General features: G+C 33.2%; 16 protein-coding genes. 3 read left to right on the top strand and 13 right to left on the bottom strand.

Features of this window, described 5'->3' with window-relative positions; genetic code table 11:
* The first annotated feature begins 9 nt into the window (after positions 1 to 9).
* The gene (locus tag BM319_RS19260) at positions 10 to 1371 is read left to right on the top strand and encodes a sigma-54 interaction domain-containing protein (RefSeq protein WP_069033341.1); all 1362 of its coding nucleotides are present in this window, start codon (positions 10 to 12) and stop codon (positions 1369 to 1371) included.
* A gap of 219 nt (positions 1372 to 1590) precedes the next feature.
* Here the strand turns inward: BM319_RS19260 and BM319_RS19255 are convergent, their stop codons facing one another.
* The 7 genes from BM319_RS19255 to BM319_RS19225 all read right to left on the bottom strand — a co-directional run bounded on the left by BM319_RS19255 (position 1591) and on the right by BM319_RS19225 (position 7588).
* Complete coding sequence (locus BM319_RS19255) at positions 1591 to 2685, bottom strand: tartrate dehydrogenase (RefSeq protein WP_091024248.1); 1095 nt, start codon at positions 2683 to 2685, stop codon at positions 1591 to 1593.
* A 24-nt stretch (positions 2686 to 2709) separates the two neighbouring features.
* Positions 2710 to 4152 (bottom strand): aldehyde dehydrogenase family protein, encoded by a 1443-nt coding sequence (locus BM319_RS19250; RefSeq protein WP_091024246.1) that lies wholly within the window; start codon positions 4150 to 4152, stop codon positions 2710 to 2712.
* A complete protein-coding gene (locus tag BM319_RS19245; protein WP_091024244.1) occupies positions 4152 to 5237 on the bottom strand; it encodes an aromatic ring-hydroxylating oxygenase subunit alpha in 1086 nt (361 codons plus the stop codon). Before BM319_RS19245 ends, BM319_RS19250 begins: the two co-directional genes overlap by 1 nt.
* A gap of 302 nt (positions 5238 to 5539) precedes the next feature.
* Positions 5540 to 6085 carry a 2'-5' RNA ligase family protein gene (locus tag BM319_RS19240; RefSeq protein ID WP_069033345.1) on the bottom strand — a complete coding sequence of 182 codons (546 nt, stop codon included), beginning with the start codon at positions 6083 to 6085 and terminating at the stop codon, positions 5540 to 5542.
* Between the two features lie 21 nt (positions 6086 to 6106).
* Positions 6107 to 6607: a GNAT family N-acetyltransferase gene (locus BM319_RS19235; RefSeq protein ID WP_069033346.1), complete on the bottom strand. Its 501-nt coding sequence runs from the start codon at positions 6605 to 6607 to the stop codon at positions 6107 to 6109.
* Between the two features lie 202 nt (positions 6608 to 6809).
* Positions 6810 to 7112 carry a hypothetical protein gene (locus BM319_RS19230; protein ID WP_091024243.1) on the bottom strand — a complete coding sequence of 101 codons (303 nt, stop codon included), beginning with the start codon at positions 7110 to 7112 and terminating at the stop codon, positions 6810 to 6812.
* Positions 7113 to 7294: 182 nt separating this feature from the next.
* The gene (locus BM319_RS19225; protein WP_069033348.1) at positions 7295 to 7588 is read right to left on the bottom strand and encodes a hypothetical protein; all 294 of its coding nucleotides are present in this window, start codon (positions 7586 to 7588) and stop codon (positions 7295 to 7297) included.
* A gap of 417 nt (positions 7589 to 8005) precedes the next feature.
* On the opposite strand from BM319_RS19225, the gene BM319_RS19220 reads away from it, so the two are divergent.
* Positions 8006 to 9301 (top strand): C40 family peptidase, encoded by a 1296-nt coding sequence (locus BM319_RS19220; protein ID WP_091024241.1) that lies wholly within the window; start codon positions 8006 to 8008, stop codon positions 9299 to 9301.
* Between the two features lie 335 nt (positions 9302 to 9636).
* Here BM319_RS19220 and BM319_RS19215 read toward each other — a convergent pair whose 3' ends face one another.
* The 4 genes from BM319_RS19215 to BM319_RS19200 all read right to left on the bottom strand — a co-directional run bounded on the left by BM319_RS19215 (position 9637) and on the right by BM319_RS19200 (position 13256).
* On the bottom strand, positions 9637 to 10203 hold the full coding sequence (locus BM319_RS19215) for a 5' nucleotidase, NT5C type (protein ID WP_091024239.1): 567 nt from the start codon (positions 10201 to 10203) through the stop codon (positions 9637 to 9639).
* Positions 10204 to 10218: 15 nt separating this feature from the next.
* On the bottom strand, positions 10219 to 11316 hold the full coding sequence (ribD, locus tag BM319_RS19210; RefSeq protein WP_091024237.1) for a bifunctional diaminohydroxyphosphoribosylaminopyrimidine deaminase/5-amino-6-(5-phosphoribosylamino)uracil reductase RibD: 1098 nt from the start codon (positions 11314 to 11316) through the stop codon (positions 10219 to 10221).
* Entirely contained in the window at positions 11309 to 12070 is a 762-nt protein-coding gene (locus BM319_RS19205) for a GTP cyclohydrolase II (RefSeq protein WP_069032922.1), read from the bottom strand. The genes ribD and BM319_RS19205 overlap by 8 nt, the downstream gene beginning before the upstream one ends.
* Before the next feature lie 91 nt (positions 12071 to 12161).
* The gene (locus tag BM319_RS19200; protein WP_069032921.1) at positions 12162 to 13256 is read right to left on the bottom strand and encodes an FAD-dependent monooxygenase; all 1095 of its coding nucleotides are present in this window, start codon (positions 13254 to 13256) and stop codon (positions 12162 to 12164) included.
* A gap of 177 nt (positions 13257 to 13433) precedes the next feature.
* On the opposite strand from BM319_RS19200, the gene BM319_RS19195 reads away from it, so the two are divergent.
* Entirely contained in the window at positions 13434 to 13748 is a 315-nt protein-coding gene (locus BM319_RS19195; RefSeq protein ID WP_025671317.1) for a winged helix-turn-helix transcriptional regulator, read from the top strand.
* 205 nt (positions 13749 to 13953) lie between these two features.
* Here the strand turns inward: BM319_RS19195 and BM319_RS19190 are convergent, their stop codons facing one another.
* Together BM319_RS19190 and BM319_RS19185 are read right to left on the bottom strand one after the other, a co-directional pair.
* Positions 13954 to 18093 (bottom strand): S8 family serine peptidase, encoded by a 4140-nt coding sequence (locus BM319_RS19190; protein WP_091024235.1) that lies wholly within the window; start codon positions 18091 to 18093, stop codon positions 13954 to 13956.
* A gap of 415 nt (positions 18094 to 18508) precedes the next feature.
* Complete coding sequence (locus tag BM319_RS19185; protein WP_091024233.1) at positions 18509 to 22639, bottom strand: S8 family serine peptidase; 4131 nt, start codon at positions 22637 to 22639, stop codon at positions 18509 to 18511.
* Between the last annotated feature and the right edge of the window lie 416 nt (positions 22640 to 23055).

The raw sequence follows: 23055 nt of genomic DNA, 5'->3' as shown, positions 1-23055 counted from the left end.
GCATAAATGATGAAAAGTTATTCTAATCTTTCAGAAATACTAGAATTTGATAAAGAAGTGTTGCTAAATATTTTAAACTATTCTTCAGATGAAATTTATATTTTAAACCGAAATCTTGAAATCATTTATGTTAATAAAATGTGCGAGCAACATTACGGTTTACGACAGAACGAAATTATAGGAAAACATAATGACATTTTTTTGGAAAAAGGGTATTGGACCCCTTCAATTATTCCAATAGTTTTAGAGAAAAATAATACCGTTACAATCAATCAGACTACACATACTGGTAAAGAATTAGTAACAACTGCCATTCCAATTTTCAATCCTATTAATAAAAAATTAGATTTCATTTTTATTACATCTCGCGAAAAGAATTATATTTCTATAATTCATAATAACACTTATGAAATGCTTGATTCGAGCAAACATTTTAATTCAAATGGATTTTTAACAATTGACGAAGAAATGACAAATATCATTGAATTTTGTAAAAAGATTGCTCCTGTTGATACAAATATTTTAATTCAAGGTGAATCGGGAACAGGAAAAGGTGTACTAGCAAAATATATTCATGATTTAAGTAATCGGAATGCCGGTCCTTTTCTCGCCATTAATTGTGCTGCCATTCCAGAAGATTTATTGGAATCTGAACTATTTGGCTATGCAACGGGCGCATTCACAGGAGCCTTAAAGAATGGTAAAATTGGCTTACTCGAAACTGCAAATAAGGGAACAATTTTTTTAGACGAAATCGGAGAAATTTCTTTGAAATTCCAAGCAAAATTACTCCAAGTATTACAAGATCGTAGCTTTTTTTCAGTAGGTGGCAGAGAATTAAAAAAGGTTGACGTTCGTATTATTACGGCGACGAACCGTAATCTATTAGAAATGGTAAAATCAAAACAGTTTAGAGAAGATCTATTTTACCGATTAAATGTAATTGATATTCAAATTCCTCCACTTAGAAATAGAAAAAAAGATATTCCTATATTAGCTGATCATTTCTTAACTAAATTCAATCATAAATACAAAGTGAACCGCACATTCTCAACAAATGTAAAAAATACTTTTGAAGCTTTTCAATGGCCAGGTAATATCAGACAACTTGAAAATATTATTGAAAGACTTGTTATTACTAGCGAATCAGTCATACGATTGTCTGATTTGCCGTCGCAATTAATTCCTGAAAATCATCCAGTTACAATCCAAGAGGATAATTCATTGGAAAATATTTTGGAAGAAACTGAGAAAAAAATGATTATCGAATCTTACAGGATTCATAAGAGCTCTCGAAAAGTTGCAAAGGATCTTGGTTTAAGTCAAACAAAAGCAAACAAATTAATCCAAAAGTATTGTAAAAACGAATAGATTTTGACTGATTAAACTAAAAGGGAGATACTTCTATAGTATTTCCCTTTTTTTGTGTAGACAAAGTACTAAAAACTTGCTTTTCAGACTGATTGCGAGCGCTTGTCTTTCGAGCCGCGAAGCCAGGTGAGGAGTGGAGTTACCTTTGACGGTAATGAGCACTGCGCTGAACAGGCGAAGCAACGAAGAAAGCGAGCGTTTAACAACAGTCTGAAATAATTAATTTTTTTGAGTCTGTAAAACATTCATATTAGAAGCTATCAATTCAACAATACAATCCCCTACTTCTGAAGTGGAAGATGAACCCCCTAAATCAGGCGTTAAGACATTTTTTTCAATTAATAATTGTTCAATCGCGGTAAGAATTACCTTACCATATTGTTCATACCCTAAATAATCGAGCAACTGGCTAGCTGACCAAATTGCTGCAAGTGGATTTGATAACTGTTTTCCAGCTATATCTGGAGCTGAACCATGAATTGGTTCAAACATCGATGGATATACTCTCTCGGGATTTATGTTTGCTCCAGCCGCAAGTCCCAAACCTCCTGCAATAGCCGCACCTAGATCGGTTAAAATATCACCAAATAAATTAGAAGTCACTACTACCTCAAATCGTTTTGGATCTTTAATCATGAGCATAGCAGCTGCATCAACAAGATAAGAATATGTTTTTACTGAAGGATATTCTTTACTCACTTCATCAAATAGTTGATCCCAAAATACCATTGAGTAATTTAGAGCATTACCTTTACTTATGCTTGTTAATGTTTTCCCTTGTTTTTGGGCTACTTCGAATGCATATCGAATGATTCGTTCAGTACCTTTACGTGAAAAGACGCTATTTTGTAAAACTACTTCATTCTCTTTTCCTCTATATAGCCAATCTCCTGCACCTGCATATTCACCTTCTGTATTCTCTCGGATGAATAACATATTTATATCTTCAGAATTGAAATTAACGAGAGGGCACGGTGCTCCTTTTAATAAAGTTATAGGACGTATATTCACGTATTGATCGAAGCTCTTACGAATTTTTAATAGCAAGTCCCACAATGAGATATGATCAGGTACACCAGGAAATCCAACAGCTCCTAAATAAATTGCTTCAAATTCTTTTAATCTTTCAATCCCATCATCATCCATCATTTTTCCGTATCGCGCATAGTACTCACAGCCCCAAGGGAAAGACGTAAATTCAAATTGAAAAGTATGATCGAGACTAGCTATTTTATTTAAAACTTTCACGCCTTCATTAATTACTTCCGGCCCTATTCCATCCCCTGGAATAACTGCTATTTTATGTGTTTTCATACCATATCTCCTACCTTACTTAATTCAGTTTTGATTCCAGACAATTAGCTTCATCTCTGTCATTTCTTCAACTGCAAACTTTATCCCTTCTCTTCCAGTTCCGCTTTCCTTCACACCACCATAAGGCATATTATCCACTCGGAACGTTGGAACATCATTAATGATTACCGCACCTACATGGAGCTCGTTTGAAGCAAGTAGTGCATTCGATACGCTATCCGTATAGATTCCAGCCTGTAGCCCATAGTGTGAATTGTTTACGTGGGAGATGGCTTCACGGATTGATTTCACCTTAGTAACCGTTACAATTGGAGCGAATACTTCCTGACAAGAAACCTTTAAACTAGGTGTACAATTAGCAATAATTGTTGGCTCTAGTATATTTCCTTGTGCTTTACCACCTGCTAGAATAGTTGCATTGCTTTGTTTAGCTTCTTCAATCCAGCTTAACGTTCGATCTAATTCATCTGGTGTTATTAATGAAGAAAGATATGTTTCATGGTCGAATGGATTACCAAGTTTTAATTGTTTAGCTGCCTTTACAAATTTATTAGTAAATTCTTCATAAATCTCTTCATGAACAAAAATTCTCTGTAAAGAAATACATACTTGACCTTGATTTGAAAAAGCACCCATTATACATCGATCAATAATTTTATCAATGTTAATATTTTTATCTATAATGACAGCAGCGTTTGATCCAAGTTCAAGCGTTGTTTTCTTTAGCTTTGCTTTATTTCTTATATTAATCCCAACACTAGTACTACCAGTAAATGTAATCATGTTTACTCGATCATCTTCAACAATCGTATCGCCAACTGTACGGCCAGGACCCGTTACAACGTTTAATACACCATCCGGTAAGCCAGCTTGTTTGAATAGCTTAGCTATAAATAGTGCCGAAAGCGGCGTTTGCGATGCCGGTTTTAAAACCACCGTATTTCCAGACGCAATCGCTGGACCAACTTTATGAGCCACTAGATTCATAGGAAAGTTAAATGGAGTAATCGCTCCAATTACACCAATCGGATTTCTTACTGTATATCCTACTCTTCCTATACCACCAGACGCAGCATCAAACGGAATTGTTTCTCCATGTATTCGCTTTGCTTCCTCTGCTGCAAATTTATATGTTTCAATTGTTCGCGTTACCTCTCCCAATGAAAATGTAATTGGTTTAGCAGTTTCCCTTGTAATAATTTCCGCTGCTTCATTAAAATTTTCTTTTAATAACTGTACGACATTTTCAAGAATTTGTGCTCTCAAAAATGCAGGCATTCTAGCAAACTCGTCTTTCGACTGATATGCTGCTTCAATAGCCTGTTCTGTTTGTTCTTTAGTTGCAACAGCAATCTCTGAAATTACTTCTCTAGTGTAAGGGGAATAGAGGTTTGAATACTCTTTTGTTTGTACCTCTTCTCCATTAATAAATAAATGCTTTTTTATCGGACTCACTTTGTTTATCATCATTCTTCCTCCAAAGCTCTTAGGACCGTTTCATGGAACTGTACAATTGCTTTCTCTGACGATGAATAAAAGCCTTTATTAAATGCTCGTGAACGGAATCCAACTTGTTCTAATTCAACTAGTTCAACATCTTCATTTCGTACCACTTCTGCAAATTCAACTAAGTCTTTTTCTTCTTGTGTTAAATTTTCATCTCTAAAATAGTAAGTATAGATTCCAAGTGTTGTCTCATGGTCGATAGGAACCATTTGGATCGTAGCAATATTTCCTGGGCCAGGATAAATGGTCATCATTAAATTTGGCCATAACCAATAGAAAGTACCACCTTGCATTTCTACTTCATTAAAATCTAATGATCCCATTTTCTTATTTGCTTTTACGACCGAACCTTGAACAGAATAATTTTGACATGTAATAATTTGATAGTCTTTCATATCTAGCGTAGCAACAAAGCTCGGATGCGCTACATGACAATGATCACACTCTAAATAATTATCAATGAATGCTTTCCAGTTTGCTTTAATTATTCTCGATTTACTGCTCGTTCTTTTTAATTCACTTAAAAAAGGAAATTTACTTAGCTTTTCAAAAAAGTCTCCATATGTCTCAATTAATGACGTAGCTTGATCATCTAAATTAACGAAAATAAATGACTCAGCAATTTCCATCCTTACAGATCGTAAACAAGCATTTGATACACAAGCTAAATCTTCCCCTCTAAAGTTAGGAGCTTTATTTAATTTACCATCTAAATGAAAAGTCCATCCATGGTAACCACATTGTAGAATTTTTTTATTTCCACTCTCATTTTTCTCTAGCTTAGTTGCTCGATGAGGACATACATTATAAAAAGCTTGAATAACCTCATTCTTGTCGCGAGTTACAATAATCGGTTCACCCGCTACCTCGGCAGTGAAGAAATCTCCAATATTTTCTAACTGACTAACATGCCCAACTAATTGCCAAGTCTTTGAAAAGATTTTTTCTTGTTCTTGTTCTAAAACCTTTGGATCAGTGTATAAATCATACGTTAAAGTTCTTTCGAAGATTTCAGTTGTTGCATTTTGTACTTTATTAAAAGTCATTTACAAAAACCCCTCTCATTTCCCTAATTTTTTCCCCTATATCTTTTACCTTGCAATAACCGTGCCAGGATTAAAGAACTCCAATAAATCAACATTTATTGAGTCTTAACGACTCAAATTAATAAAAAAAGTGAACTGAATACAACTCGATTGAGTTATTTTCAGTTCACTTTTTGAGTTGGATAAGAGCAATTAATAAATTCAATTACTTACAATGTGCATTATCTTGATTTAATACTTGAATTATATTAACAAGTTTCCTTAAAATTAAAAAACTCGCAATGATTTACGAGTTTTTCAACTTAATTTATCGGATTTAAATACTTTGAATATATTATAGGTACATTATTTTTATTAACCAATTCAATAATAGCAACCTTTTGTAACTTCCCAGCCAATGTGTCATTTCGATGTAAACAATAATTATACGCTTCTACTAGTTTGTTCGGTGACAATCTATTAGCTAATGTACAATGTGGTACCCACTTACCAGGCAAATACATAGAATTTGGATTATCATTAAATTGTTTAAAATAAGTATGATAATCTTCATGAAAATCAATCAACTCTCTTGAAACAATTGGTGAAAAAAACAATGTCCCAGTATTTAGAAATGAACCAACTGAATTAAGCGTAATATTTATCTCCGGCATATTCTCATAAAATTTATCAAATTGATCAAAGAAGTTTTTTCTATCTAAACTATGATAACTTGCTAAAGTAATATGCGGTTTACGATCTACTACTTCATCCGCATAGAAAGAAATCGATTTCTCTCTTAACTCTGACCAAATATCTTTAATAATTTGTTCGGTTTCTGCATCAAATAACGCGACAACTCCGTACATCAATCTTCCCTCTTTCTATACTTATACTAGATCCATATGCATAATAAAGAGCTCACCTTTTCTCCCCATTACTCTCTTTCCGCTATCAATAAATCCGCTTTTTAAATAAACATGCTGTGCAGCAGTATTTTTATGATTCACGCCCAAAATGATTTCATCTCGTTCAGGGAAATTCGCTTTTACAAAAGAAGGCAATAAATTTAAAGAGTGTTTTGCAATCCCTTTTCCTTGAAAATTTGTATCAACAGAATAAGCCCTTAATAGAATTGCATTTGTATTATCACTATATTGTCTAACTCCTTCCCAACCATGCAAAACAAAAAATCCTGCAACATCATTGTTACTCAAAATTAAAATCGCATGACGATCAGCCTCTATTACACATTTCTCTATATTATCAATAGGCAGACCAGTGAACTTTAGATGCTCATCAGCTAGAAAATAGTTTTTTAATTGATCATCATATTGATCATTATAAAATTGTAAAGAAATAGTATTTGTCGTCAATAAAGAATTAGACATGAAAATATCCCCCAATAAAAATAGAATTACAAGAATAGTACAACAATTATTATCGTATTTCCACATTGTTTTTTTAACTAATTTATTACGATTCTTAATCAACTATTTTGAATTCATGGAGGGTTAAATACTAATATGTACTCATTTTATAAACAAAAAACCACCTTTTTAGTGGTTTTTCCTCGACAGTTTTCTTTAAAACCTATTTTTGCTCAAATGGTTCTGGATATTTTTGCTGAAAATACGATAATAAATCGCTTTTTTTAAGAAGGAGATTTAAACAAATTTGCTGGCTGATTGCAGATTTAAATACAAGTTTATTGCAAAACTGACACTTTTCCTTTTCAATAAATGCATGTTTAATAGACAAAGGGAAAATCGTTTTTTGTTTTCCGGCTAATAATATGTAGCTTTGATGATTAACTGAAAAGCTTATTTTATAACCGTCGTATCCTCCAAGCTTACTAATTATTACGTTTTGAATATCTAAGTCTTGAATCACCATGTGTAATAGCACCTCCGTTTTCAACAAAATATATGACGAAATGCTATTTTTATGACTCATTATCGTTAAATATTTTCATAAAAAAATAAAAACTACCCAAAAAGTAGTTTTTTATCACGATTTCTTTATTAATTTATTATTTTACTTTGGTCGATGATTGTCAAAAGCCATTTTAAGTCTGTTTAAAATTGTTCAGAATAATGTTCTTGGAAATAAGTTAATAATTCTTTTCTTCTATTAAATAATGTTGGACAAACTTGTTGACTAATATTTGATGGTAAAACTAGTTTATTGCAAAGCTTACATGTACCTTTGTCATTAAAAGTATGAATTAGAGACAAAGGAAATAATATATTTGTTTTACCGACTAAAAGGACATAATGCTGTTGATCGATCGAAAATCTAATTTTATAGCCTTTATAATCCGTATGTTTTGTAATGAGTATGTTATGAATATCAAACTCAAGCTTTGTCACTATGGCTAGCACCTCCGATTAAAGGGTTGGATTAAGATTTTAATAGACTTTTTTACGCTTGTATTATCTATATTATTAGTTTAATTAACAAAACTTTCATAAAGCAATAATCTTATAGGTATTTACTGAAATAAAAAAACTATTACAGTTTTTTCACGTCGTTGAATAATGAGAATGCAATGTTTCTTTTTTGTTTTTTTTGTTAAATTTTGATTTAATTTTACTTTTTCGGAAAAATTTTACACTAAATAAGTGAAGCCACCCATGTTATTATGTTAGAATTTAAACTAAATGTGATCTCACATTGTAAATATTTTAATTACCAAATTCATGTAATCTAAGATTTGCCCTTACTATCAAATGAGGTAAGGGATTTTTCTTTGTTATTTCAGTTATTGGTTAGAGGGAAGGTTAGTAATGAAATCGAAATCAGCAAGTACCTTAATAAAGTTAAATTTGAAAGGAGAAAGAAATAAAAAAAGAGCATTAAACTCAATGGCATTAGTTGGACTTGCATCAACATTAACAATTCAAATTCCATATAACACTACTGCAGCTGCAGCCTCTATTGATTCCAAGAAAACTCTGCAATCTAGTAAACTTTATTCAAATAATAATATAAGTACATATAAATCAATCGGCAATGGTGTCCGTGTAAGATCTGGAGCTGGGACTTCTTATCAAATTTTAGGTAGTGTGAATAAAAATCAAAAATTAGATGTAATTTCATTATCTAATGGTTGGTATAAAATAAAATTTAATGGATCAACAGGATATATTAGTGCAACTTATGTTGGAAAAGTAATCGAATCGAATAATACTAATATTAATCAAGTGGTCAGTTCGGGGAACTACATTTCTACTGGTAATGGTGTCCGCATAAGATCTGGTGCTGGAACTTCTTATCAGATTCTAGGTAGTGTGAATAAAAATCAAAGACTAGATGTAATCTCATTGTCTAATGGTTGGTATAAAGTAAAATTTAATGGAACAACAGGATATATAAGTGCATCTTATGTTGGAAAAGTAACCGAGCCGAATAATAGTAATAATAATCAAGTAGTCAGTTCAGGAAACTACATTTCAACTGGTAATGGCGTCCACATAAGATCTGGGGCTGGAACTTCTTATCAGATTTTAGGTAGTGTGAATAAAAATCAAAGACTAGATATAATCTCATTAGCTAATGGTTGGTATAAGGTAAAATATAATGGGACAACTGGGTATATTAGTGCATCTTATGTTGGAAAAGAAACAGGTTCAAATCAGACAGATCCAAATAAGACTGATTCAAACAATGTGAATTCAAATCAGGTTGATTCAAATAACATTCAATCATTTGATGTACAAACTTTAATCACCATATCAAAAAAGTATTCAGGTGTACCATATGTTTGGGGTGGAGAAACTCCAACTGGATTTGACTGCAGTGGGTTTATCTCTTATGTATTCAAAGAATCTGGAATGTCACTTCCTAGAACAAACGTTGCAGGTTATTGGTACAATAATTCAAATTTAAAATCCGTAGATGACTTTCAACCTGGGGATTTAATCTTTTTCGAAAACACTTATACTTATGGACCGTCCCACATGGGTATCGTGATTAATAATAATGAGTTTATCCATGCAAGCAGTAGTTCAGGAGTAACTATTTCTAAAATAAACAATTCATATTGGAACCAACATTTTTTAGGATTTAAAAGATTTAAATAAGTTTTGCAAACATCTTACTTGAAAAACACCTATCATGGGTGTTTTTTTTTAGCTTGTCGACGTAAAACTTAATCTAACTTTCTCTTAGTGGGTTCATGAGTAACTATATTTGCAAATTATTGACTTTTACTTACTTATAGCGGGTTCATGAGTAACTATAATCCCAATATGTTGATTTTTACTTCCTCATAGCAGGTTCATGAGTAACTATAATCCCAATATGTTGATTTTTACTTCCTCATGGCGGGTTCATGAGTAAGTATAATTGCAAAACGATGATAATTACTACTCATTTTTCACCACACAAAAAAACACCTTTCACAGGTGTTTTTTTATTAATTACTCTCAATGATCTCTTTTAATTCTGACCAGCAAGTAATACGTGGGATGTCCAATCCTCGATTATATGAAGTATCTTTCACGTATGCCTTTAAAGTTAATTCTGAGAGTGTGTTCAATATTTCTGGTTTATCATCAAAATAGTAATCTAAACCTAATTCTTTTATTATATGAATTTTTTCTAAATCTTTCATTCCACAATAGAATCGATCTTGATGAACTGGAAATCCGTTTTTTATTAACCATTCTTTTGTTCGTTCACCATATTCTTTATTTCTTGCTGTCACATAATAAATTTCGTGTCCCTGCTTTTCTAATTCTTGTAATGTTTCAACTGCATATGGAAATGGAGGACAAGTCGTAAAGTATGTCTCTTCTAGATTACTCTTCCACATTTTGCTTCCTTCTTCTGCCGTTAAGCCAAAAGGTTCATGAATTTCAACAGTTTTTAATTCATTGTAAGCTTCTATAGGGATGTTTTTATTTAATTTTTTATTATAAATGTGAAAAGCATGTTGTCTTAAATCAATTAAAGTATCGTCAATATCGAAACCGAATTTCATTCTAAAAGTCCTTCCTCATGAAGTAGTATATTTTGGATAGCCTATGAATTTATAATCAGGACCAATTTTCGTTAATTCGATTTCTTCAAGTTCAATCGCTTGTCCCATTTTATCAATCCCAGTACCTTCTAAAAATGTAGGTGCATTTTTTCCTCCTATTAATTTAGGAGCTAAATAGACAATCACTTTATCAACTAAATTTTGATTCATAAAGGAAGCATTCACTTCCCCACCACCTTCTACTAATAAAGAAGAGATTGAATGTTCACCTAGAATTTTTAGCATTTCATTTAAATCAACTCGATTTAGATCGCTCGTAACAAATACTTTTACACCTAAATTTTCTAACTCTATTCTTTTCTGTTCAGAGTGTTTTTGACTTGTGAATATCCATGTTTCAGCTTGCTGATCTGATACTACTTTTGATTCTAAAGGAATTTTTAAAGTTGAATCGAGAATCACTCGTACTGGATTACGACCGTTTGGAATTCTAGTAGTTAATTCTGGATTATCTTTTAAAACTGTGTTAACGCCAACTAAAATCGCGCCAATTTCATTTCTTAATTGATGAACATCATTTCGAGCCTCCGCTGAAGTGATCCATTTACTATCAGAAGAATGGGTAGCAATCTTCCCATCTAATGTAGACGCTGATTTCATTACGACAAAAGGAATGTTTTTAACAATATATTTGTTAAATACTTCATTCATTTTGATCGATTGCTCTTCGCAAACTCCGATGGTTACTTCAATTCCCGCATCTTGAAGAATTTTTACTCCTCTTCCTGCAACTAGCGGATTTGGGTCAAGTGTAGCAACAACAACTTTTTTCAAGCCTGCACGTACAATCGCCTCTGCACATGGACCAGTTCGACCATGATGAGAGCATGGCTCAAGCGTTACATAAATTGTTCCACCTTCAGCTTTATCGCCTGCCATTCTAAGCGCATTAATTTCAGCATGAGGTTCACCGGCTTTTAAGTGAGCACCAATTCCAACAATCCGATTATCATTTACGATTACAGATCCTACTAATGGATTGGGGTCGGTTTGACCTTTCGTAGCTATGGCATTTTGAATAGCTAAATTCATATAAAATTCATGATTACTCACTTGTACGTCCTCCTTTAAAATGACCAGAACGAACAATTTTAGTCTCTAAATACTTTTCGTTATACTTTGATTTGTCTCCCCATAATTGAATTCTTCCAGATAAATTAGCTCCAGATTTTTGAAGGGCATCCAATTTTCTTGGGTTGTTTGTAATTAAAGTAACCTGCTTTGAGCGAAGTGTTTTTAATACTCGAATAGCATCTTCATAGTTTCGTGCATCATCTACAAAACCAAGCTCTTCATTTGCCTCAACAGTATCATATCCTTGCTCTTGAAGAACATATGCCATTGCTTTACTAAATAAACCGATTCCTCTTCCTTCATGGTTTGCTAAATAAAATAATGCACCTGATTCATTTGAAGAAATCATTTTCATTGCTTCTTTTAATTGGAATCCACAATCACAACGTTTACTTCCAAAAATATCACCTGTATGACAAATACTATGCATTCGAATTAGTGCATCCTCTGAATTTTCAAAGTCACCATAAACTAATACGCTTGATTGTTGCATTTCTGCTAAATTTGATGAAGCTAATTTACTAATAATTTTTTCAGTGTTATATGATCCATCGCTACAAAAATCTCCTTCAATATCCTCACAGCGTAGCCAACAATACCATTGAAAAATAACTGTTTCTCCATCTAAATTTACTGGAAGTTTAATTGGTCCAACTAAATAAATTGATTTATCATTATTTTTTATTACATTAATTTTCTCTTTTAATAGAGAAACTACTTTTTCATTGATCATGAGGCTTCCTCCTGTTTTCTTACACGATTTCATATTGATATAATAAAATTCTTAATTTTTACTTGTCCATTTTTAAACTTAAAAGGCATTCTTATCTAATCACATCAAAGTGATGTTTAAAAGTACTTTCCTGTGTTAGTTGTTGCTTTTGTAAGCTTTCAACTTCTTCTCGTCTTGCATGTTCAAATTTCTTTAACACTATTGTACTAGTATCTTTGTTTCGAATAGCATCTTGAATGATTTCTGCTAAAATATCTGCATCTTTCATTGCAATATTTACACCAAGTGCAGCAGTAGGACTCATCGTATGTGCCGCATCTCCCATTATAATTAAGCCGTCTTTTACCCATGTTTTGCTACGGCTACTTTGAACATTTAATAATACAAAATCGTTCCAAGATTTTATATTTTCCTGAACAGTTTCAGTCAGTTCTGGAAATGCTTCGATTAGCTGGTTTACAAAGGGATTGAAAGATTTATTTCTTAAGATTGGAAAAGAACCTTCTTCTATATTCCATCCAATTTGAATAAACCCTCCTGCTTGAGTAAACAAAGCCAATTGTTGTTTATTAATCAAGGTTAATCTAACTGTTGGATCCCAACTTGCTGGTCTTGGTACTTTAGCCCAAAGTAAATCATATCCATGTTTTATAATATCCGTTTGTATATTTGCTAATTTACGGATTGTTGAAAATCGACCGTCGGCACCAATTATAATCGAACTATTAATTGTTACTTCAGTACCATTCCTTATTGCTTTAACACCAATATAGCGACCATCTTGATCTTCTATTAATTTAGACACACGTGTGCCCATTAAAAGCTTAAAGTTTTCATATTTATTTGCTTCGTTTAAAATAACATTTAATAAATGATTTTGTGGAACATGCATACCAACATGTTTTGAACCTTGTGATGGAAAAATACTTTTTATTACTTTATTATGTTTCCAATATTCCACACGATCCATTAGCAGTAGTCCGTATTCTTTTACTTTTTCATAAAGATGATGTTTTTTTAATATTTGTTCACCATCAGAATTTAGATGTTCCCCTCTAAATTCTTTATCAATTCCGCTATGTCGTTCCACAAGGACTGTCGAAATATTATTTTTTGCAAGTAAATATGCTAATAGTGCACCACCTGGTCCTGCACCTACAATACATACATCTGTATTCATATTCATGTTGTTTTGCCACCTATTTATAGACATTTATTATTTTTCTAAAAAAATTATTTAGTTACTTTATGTAAGTAAGTTTAATTTAGTAATAAACTTACGTCAAGTAATAAATTTATGTATCGTAATCTTGTTATTAATACAAATTTAGTTATAATATGGATATAGGTGAGGTGGTTTTAAATGGATTTTTCTTTATTATGCCCTCGGTTTGAAAAAAGCGTAGAATTAATTAGTAAACGCTGGGCAATTCTTATAATTTTTCAACTTCTTTCTGGATCACAACGATTTTGTACAATCGAATCAACTTTGCCAATTAGTGGGCGCGTCCTTTCAGAAAGACTAAAGGATTTAGAACAAGCAGGTATTGTAAAACGAGATGTTTACCCAGAAACTCCAGTTCGAATCGAATATTCTTTGACAGAAAAAGGACTGGCTTTAGAACCAGTAATTAAGGAATTAATGAAATGGTCGCAAGATTGGACAACGATCGATTAATAATGGTTTTTGTTTTTGCTTCGCCTTTTAATAATTTTTTAGCATTCAAATACAAATAAAGGTGATGTCTCATCAGTTGGAATTTTAACTATGAGACATCCCTTTTTTATTACAATAAAAAGGCTGCCTCAAAAGTACTTTGACTAATGAGACAACCCTTATTAACAGTTAAATAAATTTCTTACTTTACTCAAAACTTGCTCGTTTATTGAATGCCTAATTCACTTTTAATCGTATCAATTGTCTTACCTTTTGAATTCTTCACTGGTTTTGGCGCATTATCTACAGCTGGGTTTTGCATTAAATAGTTCTTTTCTACAAATGCAAAGTCCTTTGCATCAACTGTTCCATCAAAGTTGATGTCAGCTGAACGTTTGTTAGTACCCCAGTATGTCTCAATTGCTAACGCGTCATTAAGATCGATTACATTATCTTTATTAATATCTCCTGCAGTTGCTTTGTCTACAGTTTCTGTACCGATTCTCTTACCAATTCCGTACATAAAACCATCCATCGTGTTGTAAACTCTGTCAAATTTACCGTACGTATTAAAGTGACCAGGAATATCTGTGATTACTGTAAATTCGTCCTTCGTAACCGGTAAGCCAGTAATATAGAACTGTCCAATGCTATCCATTGTACCTGTGTAAGATTTTCCTTTACTATCTACAATTGTTACATTTGCACCGATTTTTGTATAATCTGCTTTTTTCAGAGTTCCATCCGCATTTTGGAAGCTTTCAGGGTGAATATAACTAATTACGCTTGAGAAACTTGGCAAAATAGAGATTGGTGCAATATAAGTAAATGGTTTCGTTATTACATTATCAACACTTGTAAAAGTTGATGTAACTGTTCTAAAGCTAGAAGTAGTATATACATCCTTCATATCTGGTATTTTAATCGTCACGTCAACCATTGGTAGATCACCTGATACTTCTTTTGAACCATCAAACGTTACATTAACGTCAGATTTAACAGTTGTACTAGATGGATTTGTCGTTGTCACATTTAATTGTCCACCAAGTTTCGCCGCTGCAGGATTTAATGTAATACCCACGATATTTGTATCAGCAATATTCGTCGTAAAACTATATAGCGCTTGTTTTAATTTGCTTACATTATTAGCAGTAAGTGTAATTGTATTTGTCTCGCCAGGATGTGTAATAAGTTTATTTAATCTAGTTTTAGCATTTGGTTGGCCGTAAACATATTGCGTTCCTTCTTTTACGAAGTAATACTGTTTATCACCAAATGCATTTGATGCTAAGTCTCCTCCAATGAATCGAAGTGATGACGTTGCAAGACTTGGTACCATTTCAATTTCATCTTTGGCAGCATTTCCATTTTCGTCTAATTCAAGTTTTCCACCCATAAAAGGACTATTATAGAAATAACCAATTGTATTCGTAGATTGGTCTGCTTTTATGCCCGCTGCATTCATGATCTCAACTGACTTATCAGTGATTTTAGCAGTATACGGAATTGACTTTTGATCTTCTTTATACTCAATAAATGGACTTCCTTCTTTTTCACCTTCTACGTGTATATCGAATTGATTTGGCATTGTCGTATCAACTAATAAATCTTGTGAGATCGTATATGAATTTCCTGCATCATCATAGCCGATTAGTTTTACTTTGTATAATCCTTCTTTTGCTAAAGCTGCTTTTGAACTAATTGGATTATTTACATCATTTGTAAATGGATAGTAGACGCCTTGTCCAGCTGAAATTGTGTATTGTACACCTTCGTCAAATGAAACACCGTCGAATGTATTCATAATACCTAAATCCTGACCAGTTACTGCATCAGTTAAAACTACATCGATATATCTCATATGCGACTTTAATGAGAATTTAGCGCTTAAAAAAGGATTAAATAATGGACTATTTAAATTATTTCGATCAGTCGTCATAGCTTGACGAGTAATACTTAAGTCTTGGAATCCTTTTTCTACAAAATGTACACCAAATGGGACTCGATATGTTTCAGATGGATTATCTTTATTTGTATAAACTACATATCCTTCATAAATTCCTTTTTCAGCTGTTTTAGGAATATTTAATGTAATATTTGTTTTCTTTTGGCTAATTCCTTTTAACGTAACTGATGCTGGGGACTGTACTGTTACACCGTTTGCTACTGCATCTTTTGAACCGCGTAGATTCGATTGGAAATTAACTTTTACATCAAATGTTTTCGTCTTTTCGCCTCTGTTCATTAATGTGACAGAACGCGAATCTGAATAATCTTTTCCATCAAAAGCTACATTCCCAAAGCTTAGCGCTCCTGTATCTTCATTAATTTGTTTTTCTTTTCCATTAACGATCATTGGCGTTTTTTCTTGTACTTTAATTTCAATTGATGAATGGATTGCATTATACGGATCAATTCGTCCCGCACCTTGTTCAAACACACTGTATGGCTTGCTTAATGAATCTGCTGAATTCATTAAAATCGCTTTTATATCTTCTGGTTGTAAGCTATGGTTAGCTTGTTTTAATAAGGCTGCAACACCAGTCGTAAATGGAGTAGCCATTGATGTACCTGACATACGTTGATACGCATTTTTGTAATCTGTCGGATTATCAGGATTATTAATAAATCCAGGTACAGTTGATAGCACACTCACACCTGGTGCAGTGATTTCTGGCTTAATATCGTATGTTAATCTAGCAGGTCCTCTTGAACTAAAGTCTGCTATAGTATCTCCTTGCGTTTTTACTTCACTCATATCTGAGATCGTAAAATTAGCTGAGCCTGATTGTAATTTTTGTTTTAATGCAAGACCCTCAGCATTTGATAAACTAAATGATGGGATGAAATTTACACCTTCACCTAAGTAGCTTGGAATAAATCCTTCAGTTGGATTATCATTGTACATTAAAACCGCAACTGCACCTTGTGATTTAGCTACAGCAATTTTAGAATCCAATGTATAAGTACCACGGCTCATTAAAACAATTTTGCCTTTAACATCTTTACCAGTGTATGCTTCTCCTAGATTTACATCTACTACCGGTAAAGTTTGTCCTTTTAGTTTTGTAATGTCATCTCCATAACCATTTGCCATTAATTGTAAATTAGCAGATACGTTATCCATTGAACCTTTAGCAGACATTGTTGTAATTGGTACATCACTAGCTCCGACTGTTAACGCTAAAGCTGCAGTTCCTGGGGATCCTAATGTATACATTTTATTCCCTGTATTACCAGCAGCAACTACTGCTGTTACGCCACTTAGTACGGCATTATTAATCGCAATACTCTCAGCAAGTAGTGGATCATTGTAATTTGCACCTAATGAAAGGTTCATAACATCCATTCCGTCAGCAACTGCTTGGTCAATTCCTGCAATGATATTTTCAGTTGTACCACTTCCACCCGGTCCTAATACACGATATACATAAAGGTCAGCGTCTGGAGCAATACCAGTTGTCGCGTACTCACTTTCATTTTTCCCTTGACCCACAATTGCTCCAGATACATGCGTTCCATGTTCCGTTACATAACTTGCTGCACCTGAAGTTCCTCCTGGCTTACCAGCCTTTACCCAATCAGCATAGCTTGTTTCCATCGGATCATTATCATTATCAACGAAATCGTATCCACCTTTAAATGCTTCTTTAATGTCAGGGTGGTTGTAATCAATACCAGTATCAAGAACAGCTACCTTTACTCCTTTACCTGTATAACCTTCTTGATGTAATTTATCAATTTTAAGATAAGTACGCTCGTCTGCCATTCCTTTACCAGTTGAATTCGATGTTGCTTCCTTTCCTTCAACTGGAAGTTCTGACTTAACTGTTGCGTCACTATAAATAGCTTGTACTGCTGTTGATTTCATTAGTTTTTGTAGCTTATTAGCAGGGACTTCCAAAGCTACCCCGTTAAAAGCATGTTTATATTCTCGTTTAATTTTATAGTCGCCATCAGCTTTTGTTTTAAATAAAGAGCTCAAATCTTCTTTAAACATTGAATGATCAGCATTTGCATTAATTTTCGCTTTTTCCTCTGATAAAGCTTCACCCTTTAAAGCTGCTTCTAATACAGCAATTTTTTGTGGCTTTTGTTTAAATGAAACAATAACAGAAACAGTTTCCGGACTATTTATGTTCACACTTGAATCTAGAAAAAGTCCTGATTGATCAGTAGATGAAAGCTTCTGCAATGCTTCTCTTTGCTGTGGAGTTAATTTAGCTAAAATTGATTCTGCTGTTGAAGCATTTTCAGCTTTCGTTATATTAGATACATGACCTAATGAACCTAATACAAAACTAGATGATAAAACTGCTACAGATAAGCCTTTTACTAGTTTACTATTACCCGTTCTTTTTAACATACTCTTCCCCCAAATATTCTAGTTATCAAAATAAAGTTTTTAATGTGAGAGGAAATATGAATCTAAAATGATTTGTTTTTATATTCGATATCACTCTTCATTAAATCTTTCCTTTGCAAACTAATTATCTAGAATATTCTAATAATTTACAATTGGGTTATTAACTGTCAATAAAATCAATGCTTTTTACAATTTTAGGTTCTTTTTCGACAAGTTTCTACTAAAAACACCACAAAAACTTGACACATTATTATACTTTCATAGCTTTAATGACCTTTTTAGTTTAATAGATTTAGAAATTTTTTTATATTTGAACCTTAAACAATAAAAAGGCTGCCTCAAAAGTACGCTGACTAATGAGACAACCTTTATTCACTATTCTATAAATTTCTTACTCTACTAAAAACTTACTTGCTTATTGAATACCTAACTCACTCTTAATATCTGCTAGTTCTTTGCCTTTATAACGCTTCACTGGTTTAGGTGCATTTTCTACAGCTGGGTTTTGTTTTAAGAAATTCTTTTCTACATAAGCAAAATCTTTTGCATCAACTGTTCCGTCAAAGTTGATATCAGCTGAACGTTTGTTTGTTCCCCAGTATGTTTCAATTGCTAATGCATCGTTTATATCAATGACATTATCTTTATTGACATCACCTGCAGTTGCAACATCAACGCTTTCTGTTCCGATTCTCTTACTAACACCATACATGAAACCATCCATTATACTGTATACATTGTCAAACGTACCAGATGTTGTAAAGTGACCTGGAATATCAGTAATTACAGTAAATTCATCACTAGTAACAGGTAATCCTGATACATAAAATTGTCCTCTTTTATCCATTATTGCATGATATGATTTTCCTTTACTATCTACAATCGTTACATTCGCTCCTATTTTTGTGAAATCAATTAGCTTCATAGTACCATCAGCATTTTGGAAGCTTTCTGGGTGAATATAACTAATCACACTTGAGATATTTGGTAGAATTGCAATTGGTGCAATATAAGTAAATGGCTGAGTCACTGTATTATCTATACTTGTAAATGTCGAAGTTACATAGTTAAAGCTAGAGCTAGGAATCGGATCTGCTAGTTTTGGAATTTTAATCGTTACATCAACCATTGGAAGATCTCCAGATACCTCTTTAGAACCGTCAAATGTAATATTGATATCTGATTTAACAGTTGCACTTGTTGGATTAGTCGTTGTAACGTTCATTTGTCCACCAAGCTTTTGTGCCTCAGGAGTTAATGCAATATTTACGATATTTGTATCAGCAGTATTCGTTGTAAAGCTAAAGCCTGCTTGTTTTAATTTGTTCACATTATTAGCAGTAAGTGTGATCGTATTTGTATCACCTGGATGTGCAATTACTCTGTTTGATCTTGTTTTGCCACTTGGTTGACCGTAAACATACGGAGTTCCTTCTTTAACAAAAAGATATTGCTTATCACCATAGGTATTCGTTGCTTGGTCTCCACCGATGAATCGGAATGATAACATTGATTGGGTTGGATCCATTTCGATTTCATCTTGAGCATTTCCATTTTCATCTAATTTAAGAGTTCCACTTAACCATGGACTATTATAGAAATATCCTATTGTGTTTTGGGATTGATCTGCTTTCATACCTGCTGCTTTCATTAACTCAATTGACTTATCATTAATCGAAGCAGTAAACGGGACGGACTTTTGGTCTACCTTATATTCGATAAATGGATTTCCTTCTTTTTCTCCATCAACTTTTACATCAAATTTATTTGGCATTGTATTATCGACTAAAAGATCTTGTGAAATTGTATATGCTTTACCAGCATCATCATACCCAATTAGTTTTACTTTGTATAATCCTTCTTTTGGTAGAACAGGTTTTGAACTAACTGGATTATTTGGGTCACCAGTAAATGGATAATACGCTCCAACAGAAGCTGCAATTGTGTATTCTACTCCTTCATCATAAGCAACACCATCGAATGAATTTGTAATACCTAAGTCCTGGCCTGTAACCGCGTCAGTAAATACAACATCAATGCTTCTCATATGAGATTTCAATGTAAATTTAGCCGTTAAATATGGATAAAATAATGGACTTGCTAAAGTATTTCTATCAGTTGACATTGACTGACGAGTAAGGTTAAACGAATTGAATCCTTTTTCTACATAATGTACACCAAAAGGAATTCGATATGATTCAGATGAATTGTCTTTGTTTGTATAAGTTACATATCCTTCATAGATTCCCTTTTCCGCTGTCTTTGGAATATTCAATGTAATATTTGTTTTCTTTTGACTAATCCCTTTTAAGGTAACTGATGAAGGTGCTTGTACAGTTACTCCATTTGCTGCATCCTTTGAGCCTCGAAGACCCGATTGGAAACTTACTTTTACATCAAATGTTTTCGTTTTTTCTCCTCTATTCATTAATGTAACAGTGCGTGAATCAGAGTAATCATTGTTATCGAATGCTACATTACCGAAGCTAAGTGCTCCTGTTTCCTCACTGATTTGTTTTTCTCTTCCATTAACAATCATTGGTGTTTTTTCTTGGACTTTGATTTCGATTGTTGAATGAATTGCATTGTATGGATCAATTCGTCCTGCACCTTGCTCAAACACGCTATATGGTTTGCTTAATGAATCAGCTGTATTCATTAAAATCGCTTTTATATCTTCTGGTTGTAAATTATGGTTAGCTTGTTTTAATAAGGCTGCCACACCAGTAGTAAATGGAGTAGCCATCGATGTTCCTGACATGCGCTGATATGCGTTTTTATAATCATTTGGATTAACTGGGTTATTAACAAAGCCTGGCACTGTCGATAATACACTCACGCCTGGAGCTGTAATTTCTGGCTTAATATCGTATGTTAATCTTGCAGGTCCCCTAGAACTGAAATCTGCCAATGTATCCCCTTGAGTTTTTGCTTCTCCAATGTCTGTAAACGTAAAGTTAACAGATCCTGTTTGTAGCTTTTGTTTTAATGCAAGTCCTTCTGCATTTGATAATGAGAAAGATGGAATGAAGTTAGCACCTTCTCCAAAGTAAGTTGGGATAAATCCTTCTGTTGGATTATCATTGTACATCAGAACTGCAGCAGCACCTTGCGATTTAGCTACAGCAATTTTAGAATCCATTGTATAAGTTCCACGGGACATTAGGACAATTTTGCCTTTTACATCTTTTCCATAGTATGCTTCTCCTAGATTCACATCTACAACTGGTAAAGTTTGTCCCTTAAATTTTGAAATATCGTCTCCATAGCCACTTGCCATTAAGCGTAAATTAGTCGATACATCATCAATGTTACCTTTCGCAGACATCGTAGAAATTGGAACATCACTTGCTCCAACTGTTAACGCTAAAGCTGCCGTACCTGGAGAACCTAACGTATACATCTTATTCCCTGCATTTCCAGCAGCAACTACTGCAGTTACACCATTTAATACTGCATTATTAATCGCAATACTTTCGGCAAGTAGAGGGTCATTATAATTTGCACCTAATGATAGATTCATAACATCCATACCATCTGCAACTGCTTGATCAATACCCGCGATGATATTATCTGTCGTTCCACTTCCACCTGGTCCTAGTACACGATATACGTATAAATCAGCGTCTGGCGCAATACCTGTTGTAGCATCTTCGCTTTCATTTTTACCTTGTCCAACAATTGTTCCAGATACGTGTGTTCCGTGTTCTGTTACATAATTTCCAGCCCCTGAATCCCCATATGGTTTACCAGCTTTTACATAATCAGCATAAGTTGTTTCCATCGGATCATTGTCATTATCTACGAAATCATATCCACCTTTATATGCATCTTTAATGTCTGGATGATTATAATCAACGCCTGTATCTATTACCGCAACTTTTACTCCTTTACCTGTGTATCCTTCTTGATGTAATTTATCAATTTTTAGGTAAGATCGCTCATCAGCCATTCCCTTACCTGATGAAGTTGTAGACGAATCTTTTCCTTCAACTGGAAGTTCTGATTTTACAGTTACATCGCTATAAATCGCTTGTACAGCTGTTGATTTCATAAGTTCGTTTAGTTTGTTTGCAGGCACTTCCAAGGCAACACCATTAAATGCATGTTTATATTCACGTTTAATTTTATAAGAACCATCCGATTTTGATTTAAATAAAGAACTTAAATCTTCTTTAAAAGTCGTATGATCTGCATTCGCATTACTTGCTGCTTTTGCATCAGATAAAGCTTGTCCCTTTAAAGCTGCTTCTAATACGGCGATTTTTTGTGGTTTTTGCTTAAATGAAACGATAACTGAAACAGGCTTTTCGCTATTTAAATTAATATCTGAATCTAGAAAAAGGCCAGTTTGATCAGTTGCTGTAAGCTTTTGTAATGCTTGTCTTTGTTGTGAAGTTAAATTAGCTAAAATTGATTCTGCTGTTGAAGCATTCTCAGCTTTAGTTACATTTGTTACATGACCTAATGATCCTAAAATAAAACTAGATGATAATGCTGCAACAGAAAGACTTTTTACAAGTTTACTCTTACCCGGTCTTTTCATCTTACTTTTCCCCCATTTTTAGTATATTTCTAAAGTTGAAGTATGTAATGGTAGAGGAATTTTGAATCTAAAATACTAGTAGTCTTTATATTCCTTCATCGCTCTTCATTAGCACTTCTTATATTTAATTATTAAAAATATTCTAAAAATACTCAATCGGGTTAAATTTAATCGATTAATTCAATGTTCACTCCGTTTTTATACACAATTCGACAAAATTCGAATAAAAAGTTTATAAACTTCTGTTAATTTGATAAGTTTTTCTTATATTTTTATAGATTAGCTTTGCATAAATTTTTCACATATTTTCTTGATTGATCTCAAGATTTTTTAGCTAATCCAGCAGAAAACAATTCATCTAGACATATCTTAATAGAAAAAGAGAAGCCTATATTTAGCTTCTCTTCAACCTTTGT

The sequence above is a fragment of the Bacillus sp. UNCCL81 genome (genome assembly GCF_900112535.1).
In the GTDB taxonomy this organism is placed as follows: Bacteria; Bacillota; Bacilli; order Bacillales; family Bacillaceae_G; genus Gottfriedia; species Gottfriedia luciferensis_B.
Note: the sequence above shows the minus strand (reverse complement) of the source record. Positions and strands in the feature narration are given on the sequence as shown.